Source organism: Roseateles sp. P5_E11, assembly GCF_054049355.1.
In genome coordinates this window covers 1-7,491 of the sequence record NZ_JBFUMO010000273.1, presented here as the reverse complement: position 1 = coordinate 7,491, position 7,491 = coordinate 1, and the positions used below count along the sequence as shown (strand labels likewise).

Genomic DNA, 7,491 nt, shown 5'->3' with positions numbered 1-7,491 from the left:
GGCGTGGCCTACCTCGTCTGGCTGGGTGTGCAGCAATGGCGTGCACCGGCCAAGCCCATGGTGGCGGCGGATGACGGCGCCGTGCTGGCCACGCGCCGCCAGCTGGTGCTGCGCGGCTGGGGCATCAATGCCGTCAACCCCAAGGGCACGGTCTTCCTGCTGGCCGTCGTGCCGCAGTTCCTCGACCTGCATGCCGCGTTGGCGCCGCAATACCTCGTCATCGGCTGCACGCTGGCCTTCACCGACCTGGTCGTCATGGCCGGCTACACCGTGCTGGCCGCGCGGGTGCTGGCGGCGCTGAAGAGCGAGCACCACATCAAGGTGCTGAACCGCGTCTTCGGCTCGCTGTTCGTCGCGGCCGGTGCGCTGCTGGCGACCTTCAAGCGCGCGGCCTGATGGCGGCGGGAGACAAGCCCGGCCGCCTGCCCACCTGGTTCCTCTTCCTGGCCCCGGTCGCGATCTGGGCCAGCACCTGGCACGTCATCCTGTACCAGCTCGCGTCGACAGTGCCGGCGCTGACGTCGGTCGGCTGGCGCTTCGCGCTGTCGGCGCTGATGCTCGCCGGGCTGGCGCGCTGGCAGGGCACTTCGCTGAAGCTGCCGCGTTATGCCCACGGCTACATGTTGGGCACTGGCGTCATCCAGTACGCCGGCAACTACTGGTCCATCTACGAGGCTGAGCGCTTTGTCCCCAGCGGCCTCGTCGCGGTGCTGTTCTGCCTGATGGTGTTCATGAATGCACTCGTCGCCTGGCTGCTGTGGCGCCAGCCGGTGAGCCGGCGCTTCCTCGTCGCGTCCAGCGGCGCGGTGCTGGGCGTGGCGCTGATCTTCTGGCCCGAACTCGCGTCTACCGGCGCGCGGCCGAATGCGGCCCTGGGGCTGGGCCTGAGCTTCTTCGCCGTCGTGGTGGCGGTCATCGGTGGCTTCTTCACCTTGGTGTTGACGCGCCGCGGCCTGCCGCTGGTGCCGGTGCTGGCCTGGAGCATGGGCTATGGCGCGGCCTTCCTGCTGGGGATGTCGCTGGCGCTGGGCCACGGCCTGCCCTTCGACGGCGCCTGGACCTATGTCGGCAGCCTCGTCTACCTGGCCGCCTTTGGCTCGGTCATCGCCTTCACGCTGTACTACAAGCTCGCCGAGCGCCGCGGCCCGGCGCAGGCGGCGCTCATCGGCGTGCTGGTGCCCGTCATCGCGCTGATCGTGTCGGCCGTGCTGGAGGGCTGGCAGGCGACGCCGCTAGCCATCGGCGGCATGGTGCTGTGCCTGGCCAGCCTGTTCGTCGCGACGCGGCCGCAGCGCTAAATGCGCTCGGCCGCCGCTTCGGCCTGGGCGCGCCGTGCCTGCTTCAGCGCGGCCAGCGAGGTGGGGTCGGTCAGCGTGGGTGCGATGACGATCTCCTGCGCCACCTTGATGCCCAGGAAGCCGAGCCAGGCGCGCATCGCGGCCTTTTGCGTGTCCAGGTGACCCTGGGCCGAGTGGCCCTCGCTGCCATAGTCGCTCGCGCTGCTGTAGACCAGCACGGCGCGCTTGCCCGACAGCAACGGCCGGTAGCCGGTGTCACGCTGCCAGGCCCAGTTCTGGCCCGGCAGCGTGACCACGTCGATGTAGTGCTTGAGGCGGTAGGGCAGGCCCAGGTTCCACATCGGCAGGTTGATGACGTAGTGGTCGGCCCGGTTGAAGGCTTCGGCCAGCGCGACGGCGCGCGCCCAGTGGCGGCACTGGGCGTTCGTCGCCTGCTGGCTGCGCAGAACGGCGAACTTGGCGGCGATCATGTCGGCGTCGAATTCGGGCAGCGCGAGTTGCCAGACATCGGCCACCTCGACCTGGGCGTCGGCACGGACGGCGCGGTAGCGGGCGACGAAGGCTTCGGCGATCTCGCGTGATGTGGAGGCCGGATTGGGCGAGCCCTGGATGTGCAGCAGCCGGCTCATCTTCAGCCCTCCAGCCAGCGCAGGCCGGCGATGCCGGCCACGATGAGGGCCATGCAGCCCAGCCGTGCGGGCGAGGCGCTGTCGCCGTGCACCCAGACGCCCAGCAGCGCCACGCCAACGGCGCCGATGCCGGTCCAGACCGCATAGGCCGTGCCGGTCGGCAGGCTTTTGAGCGACTGCGTCAGCAGCACGATGGACAGCAGCGCGGCGAGCACGCCGGCTGCGCCTGGCAGCGGCCGGCGCCAGCCGTCGGACGCCTTCAACGCCGCGGCCATGGCGATCTCGACCAGACCGGCACTTACCAACAGAAACCAAGCCATGGGGTCTCTCCAAGTTGCAATGGGCTCACTGTGGGAGGCCAGGCACAGAATCGGAAGTACGCACCTTTTGGTAACCAGGGAAATCCAGACGATGGCCGACACCTCAACCGGCAATGTGCTCAGCGCCAGCTGCCCCTCGCGTGCCGCACTGGAGGTGGTGGGCAGCAAATGGGCGCTGCTGATCGTGCCGCTGCTGGCCCGGCAGCCGCTGCGCAACAACGAGCTGCTGCGCCAGGTGGGCGGCATCTCGCAGAAGATGCTGACGCAGACGTTGCGCGAACTGGAGCGCCACGGCCTAGTACAGCGCACCGACCATCAGACCGTGCCGCCGCACGTCGACTACCAGTTGACCGAACTGGGCCGGTCCCTGAGTGAGGCGCTGGTGGTGGTGGACCGCTGGGCCGAACGGCACTACCCCGCCGTAGCATCGGCGCGCATGGCGTTCGACCGCCGGCGCTAGCCCTTCAGCTGCGCCTGTGCGCCGTCGATCAGCAGGCGCAAGGCGCGGTCGAACATCGTGTCGGGGTCGCCKCCCAGCGTCTGCGCCCAGCCGGCGGCCAGCAGCGGGTATTGCACCGCGTCGGGCCCGCTCAGCATCGACGAGGGCGGCGCATCGGGCGCTTGCGCGGACTGCTCCTCCAGCACCCAGCCGACGACGAAGCGCCCCACCGACATCATCAGCCGGGTGGCCTGCCCCGGCTCGAAGCCGGCATCGCACAGCAGGCGCAGGCGGGCCTCGATGGAATCGAAGTGCAAGGGGCTCGGCCGTGTGCCGGCATGCAGGCGCGCGCCGTCGCGGTAGGCCAGCAGCGCGCGGCGAAAGCTGTGGCCGTTGGCCATCAGCCAGTCCTGCCAGTGCTGGCCGAGAGTTGGCTCCGCCTGGGCGTGGTTCTCCAGCACGACGGCCTCGGACATCGCGTCCAGCAGCGCCGCCTTGCTCTTGAAGTGCCAGTACAGCGTCGGCGACTGCACGCCCAGGCGCTCGGCCAGCTTGCGGGTGCTCAGCGCGTCGATGCCGACCTCGTTGAGCAGGTCAAGGGCGGCGCGCAGCACGTCGTCACGGTTGAGTCGACTGGAACGTTCGGTGGCATTCATCTCTAGCAATGATAGAGAAGCTGCGGCAGAATGTTCCCTATCAACGATAGAGAGACCGACGTGAATCGAGCCTTGACCGTCATCCTGATGACGCTGCTGCTGGACGCCGTGGGCATGAGCCTGGTGTTCCCCATCCTGCCCGGCCTGCTGCGCGAGCTGGCCGGCGCCGAGGCCACGACCCACCACTACGGCGCCCTGCTGGCCGTCTACGCGGCGATGCAGTTCCTGTTTTCCCCGGTGCTGGGTGCGCTGAGCGACCGTTTCGGCCGCCGGCCGGTGTTGCTGGCCTCGCTGGCCGGGGCCGCGGCGGACTATGTGCTGATGGCGTTGGCGCCCAACCTGGCCTGGCTCTACGTCGGGCGGGTGCTGTCCGGCATCACCGGCGCCAGCATGGCCGTGGGCACGGCCTACATCACCGATGTGACGCCCGAGGCCGACCGCGCCAGGCGCTATGGCCAGATGGGCGCGGCCATGGGCCTGGGCTTTGTCGTCGGGCCGCTGATCGGTGGTGCCCTGGGCGAGTGGTCGCTGCGAGCGCCCTTCGTCGCCGCGGCCGTCATGAATGCCTTGAACCTGGGGATGGCCTGGTTCGCCCTGCCCGAATCCAACCTGAACCGCACGGCCCGGCTGGACGCCAGCAAGTTCAACGCCTTCTCGGCACTGCATCGCCTGGAGGGCAAGCGGCCCTTGCTGCCGCTGGTGGGGGTCTTTGCCGTCGTCGCGCTGGTGTCGCAGGTGCCGGCGGCGCTGTGGATCCTGTACGGCCAGGACCGCTACGGCTGGACTGCCTGGGTGGCGGGCCTGTCGCTGGCCTGCTATGGCGGCCTGCATGCCATCTCGCAGGCCTTTGTCACCGGGCCGATGGTGGCCAGGCTCGGCGAGAAGCGCGCGCTGCTGGCCGGCATGGCGGCCGACGGCCTGGGCTTTGTCGGCATGGGTGTGGCGGTGGCGGGCTGGATGCCGTTTGCGCTGCTGCCGCTGTTCGCCATCGGCGGGCTGGCCCTGCCGGCGCTGCAGGCCATGCTGGCGCGGCAGGTGGACGAGCAGCGCCAGGGCGGGTTGCAGGGCACGCTGGCCAGCCTGACCAGCCTGATCGGCATCGGCGGGCCGCTGGTGGTCACGGCCGGCTTTGCGGCGACGCAGGGCGCCTGGCCTGGCTGCGTCTGGGTGATCGCCGCGGTGCTGTATCTGCTCGCGTTGCCCATGCTGTTCAGCCGCCGCGCTCGCACCGCGTAACAACCAGCCATTCCCCACCACTCGGCAAGGGCGTTACGCTGGCGCGCTCTTCACGGGGAGAACAGATGGCCTGGCAATTCGCTCTGACGCGCCTGTGCGGCGCTTTTGCCCTCGCGGGTGCCGCGCTGCTGGCCCATGCCGCCGACCCGGGCGCGCCGCCGACGCCGGTGAAGCCGGTCACCGACCGCTACGGCGACGTCAGCGTCAGGGACCCCTACCGCTGGCTGGAGAAAGCCAGCGACCCCAAGGTGAAGCAGTGGAGCGCTGCGCAAGACAAGCGCACGCGCGCCTATTTCGGCAAGCTGCCGGCGCGCCAGCCGATGTTCGACTGGCTGATGAAGCAGGCCACGGCCAGCTCCAGCGCCTATTACGACCTGCACGCCACGCCGGGCCAGCTGTTCGCGCTGTACAACCAGCCGCCCAGGCAGCAGCCCATGCTGGCCGTGCTGGGCCAGGACGCCGACCCCGCCAAGGCCCGCATCGTGCTGGACCCGAACACCCTCAACCCCAAGGGCACGACGGCCATCGACTGGTATGTGCCGTCGCCCACGGGCAAGCTGGTGGCGGTGTCGATGTCGGAGAACGGCAGCGAGGACGGCTCGCTGCACATCGTCGACGTGGCCACGGGCAAGGATGTCGACAAGGTCATTCTCAACGTGCAATACCCCACCGGCGGCGGCAGCCTGGCCTGGCGCGAGGATGGCTCCGGCTTCTGGTACACGCGCTACCCCGGCGCCAAGGAACCGGCCGAGCGCCAGCACTTCTACCAGCAGATCTACTACCACCGCGTCGGCGACGATCCGGCAAAGGACGTCTATGTGCTGGGCAAGGACTTCCCGCGCGTCGCCGAAATCGCACTGGACGCCCGGCCCGGCGCGCCTGGCGTCATCGCCTCGGTCGCCAATGGCGACGGCGGCGAGTTCGCCCACTACCTGATCGCCAGGGACGGCCGCATCCGCCAGGTCACACGCTTCGAGGACAAGGTCGTCGCCGCAGCCCTGGGACCGAACGGGCTCTATCTCATCTCCCGCCAGGACGCGCCGCGCGGCAAGCTGCTCAAGCTGGCGCTGGACGACCTGACGTTAGCCAAGGCGCAGACCATCGTGCCCGAGTCCGATGCCGCGCTGGAGCCCGGCGGCGAGTTCGGCGCAGGCAACATCACCCTCACCAGGAACGCCATCTACCTGCGTGAGATCGTCGGCGGGCCGTCGCGCGTGGCCATCTACGGCCTGGACGGTAAGCCTCGCGGCCAGCTGCAGCTGCCCGAGGTGGCGACCGTGGACGAGATGGCCGTGATGGACGACGGCAGCCTGCTCGTCGCGGTGAAAACCTATCTCGAGCCGCCGCAGTTCATGCGCATCGATGCCGACAGCGGCAGGAGCCGACCCACGGCGCTGCGCCAGACCAGCCCGGTGTCCTTCGGCGACGTGGAGGTCGTGCGCGAGTTCGCAACAAGCAAGGATGGCACGCGCGTCCCGCTCAACATCGTGCGCAGGAAGGGCCTCAAGCTCGATGGCAGCGCACCGTTGCTGTTCACCGGCTATGGTGGCTACAACGTCAGCCTGGTGCCGCGCTTCCTGGGCGCGGCGACAAGGCTGTGGCTGGACGCCGGCGGCGTCTACGTCATCGCCAACCTGCGCGGCGGCGGTGAGTTCGGCGAGACCTGGCATACCCAGGGCGCGTTGACGAACAAGCAGAACGTTTTTGACGACTTCGCCGCCTCGGCCCAATACCTGGTCGACAAGGGCTACACCTCAAAGGAACGCATGGCGGCGATAGGCGGCAGCAACGGCGGGCTGCTGATGGGGGCGGTCTTCACCCAGCACCCGGAGCTGTTCCGCGCCGTCGTCTCGACGGTGGGCATCTACGACATGCTGCGCGTGGAACTGGACCCGAACGGCGCCTTCAACGTCACCGAATTCGGCACGGTGAAGAACCCGGAGCAATTCCAGGCGCTGTACGCCTACTCGCCCTATCACCACGTGCAGGACGGTGCGAAGTACCCGGCCATCTTCATGGCCACCGGCGAGACGGACGGGCGCGTCAACCCGATGCACTCGCGCAAGATGGTTGCGCGCCTGCAGGCGGCAACCGGCTCCGGCCGGCCGGTGCTGCTGAGCATCAACGCCCACGCCGGCCATGGCATGGGCAGCTCGCTGTCCATCCGCGTGAACCAGATGGCGGACATCTACGCCTTCCTGTTCGACCAGCTGGGCATGAAGTCCCCGCTTCAGTAGTCCTTGCTGCGCCGCCCGGCCTTGATGTCGCTGCGCTTGGCCTTGCCTTCCAGCCGGCGCTGCTTGGAACCATAGGTCGGCTTGGTCGCGCGGCGCGCCTTGGGCACGTGCGCGGCGGCCTGCACCAGCTCGATCAACCGCGCGACGCGGCGACCAACTGCTAGCGGTGGGCGGCATGGTGTTGTGCCTGCTGGGCTTGTGGGTGGCGACGCGGCCGAAGGGGTAGCGAGGAATACGGCTCGCGGCGGTTGCCGTCAGCTGGAGGGAGATGCAAGGGGCGGTCTGGATTTCTATTCCTTGCTGCTTGAAGGTTGGTCGCGCTGCAGTGCTCTTGACCGTGATCGCTCAATCTTCGAAGAAGTCCTTGCTTCGAACCCGCACGTCTCAGCCCGACGCACCTGAAGTCTCGCCATTCGTTGCCGGATATCCCAGCTTGCGGCCAAGGGCGGATGTCCCTCACTGGCGGCTCTGCGGGGGCGCTTGGTAGCCGCCCGGCGCTGCAGCTCTAGAGAAACGCCTGAACGCCAGTCTGTCTTCGAGGTGCCGGCGCCCCCAGTCGCTCAGACGGGACTATTTGTAGGCGCTGTAGGCGCAAAGTTGCGACTCCTCGTTGGCTGAAATCGGTTCTGCGTCAGTGGTGGCCACTCGAGCGATATCGTTGGATGGCGTCTCTACC

General features: G+C 68.7%; 8 protein-coding genes and 1 pseudogene. 5 read left to right on the top strand and 4 right to left on the bottom strand.

Going from position 1 to position 7,491, the window contains the following annotated elements; genetic code table 11:
* The coding region (locus ACXJKR_RS18875) for a LysE family transporter (RefSeq protein ID WP_457324117.1) at window positions 1–396 on the top strand (396 nt) is incomplete at its 5' end.
* Window positions 396–1,298 carry a DMT family transporter gene (locus tag ACXJKR_RS18870; protein ID WP_457324116.1) on the top strand — a complete coding sequence of 301 codons (903 nt, stop codon included), beginning with the start codon at window positions 396–398 and terminating at the stop codon, window positions 1,296–1,298. The genes ACXJKR_RS18875 and ACXJKR_RS18870, both read left to right, overlap by 1 nt.
* On the opposite strand, the gene ACXJKR_RS18865 is transcribed toward ACXJKR_RS18870, so the two are convergent.
* The gene (locus ACXJKR_RS18865) at window positions 1,295–1,927 is read right to left on the bottom strand and encodes an FMN-dependent NADH-azoreductase (RefSeq protein WP_457324115.1); all 633 of its coding nucleotides are present in this window, start codon (window positions 1,925–1,927) and stop codon (window positions 1,295–1,297) included. The genes ACXJKR_RS18870 and ACXJKR_RS18865 overlap by 4 nt on opposite strands.
* Window positions 1,928–1,929: 2 nt before the next feature.
* A complete protein-coding gene (locus tag ACXJKR_RS18860; RefSeq protein WP_056191993.1) occupies window positions 1,930–2,247 on the bottom strand; it encodes a DMT family transporter in 318 nt (105 codons plus the stop codon).
* 91 nt (window positions 2,248–2,338) lie between these two features.
* On the opposite strand from ACXJKR_RS18860, the gene ACXJKR_RS18855 reads away from it, so the two are divergent.
* The gene (locus ACXJKR_RS18855) at window positions 2,339–2,707 is read left to right on the top strand and encodes a winged helix-turn-helix transcriptional regulator (RefSeq protein WP_457324114.1); all 369 of its coding nucleotides are present in this window, start codon (window positions 2,339–2,341) and stop codon (window positions 2,705–2,707) included.
* On the opposite strand, the gene tetR is transcribed toward ACXJKR_RS18855, so the two are convergent.
* Entirely contained in the window at window positions 2,704–3,342 is a 639-nt protein-coding gene (tetR, locus tag ACXJKR_RS18850) for a tetracycline resistance transcriptional repressor TetR (protein ID WP_457324113.1), read from the bottom strand. The genes ACXJKR_RS18855 and tetR overlap by 4 nt on opposite strands.
* A 30-nt stretch (window positions 3,343–3,372) precedes the next feature.
* Here tetR and tet point away from each other — a divergent pair, with 30 nt between their 5' ends.
* Both tet and ACXJKR_RS18840 read left to right on the top strand, forming a co-directional pair.
* Complete coding sequence (tet, locus tag ACXJKR_RS18845; protein ID WP_457324112.1) at window positions 3,373–4,578, top strand: Tet(A)/Tet(B)/Tet(C) family tetracycline efflux MFS transporter; 1,206 nt, start codon at window positions 3,373–3,375, stop codon at window positions 4,576–4,578.
* 65 nt (window positions 4,579–4,643) lie between these two features.
* Entirely contained in the window at window positions 4,644–6,815 is a 2,172-nt protein-coding gene (locus tag ACXJKR_RS18840) for a prolyl oligopeptidase family serine peptidase (RefSeq protein WP_457324111.1), read from the top strand.
* Here the strand turns inward: ACXJKR_RS18840 and ACXJKR_RS18835 are convergent.
* A pseudogene (locus ACXJKR_RS18835) lies at window positions 6,809–6,961 on the bottom strand (alternative ribosome rescue aminoacyl-tRNA hydrolase ArfB); the annotation flags it as partial. The gene ACXJKR_RS18840 and the pseudogene ACXJKR_RS18835 sit on opposite strands and share 7 nt — an antisense overlap.
* Between the last annotated feature and the right edge of the window lie 530 nt (window positions 6,962–7,491).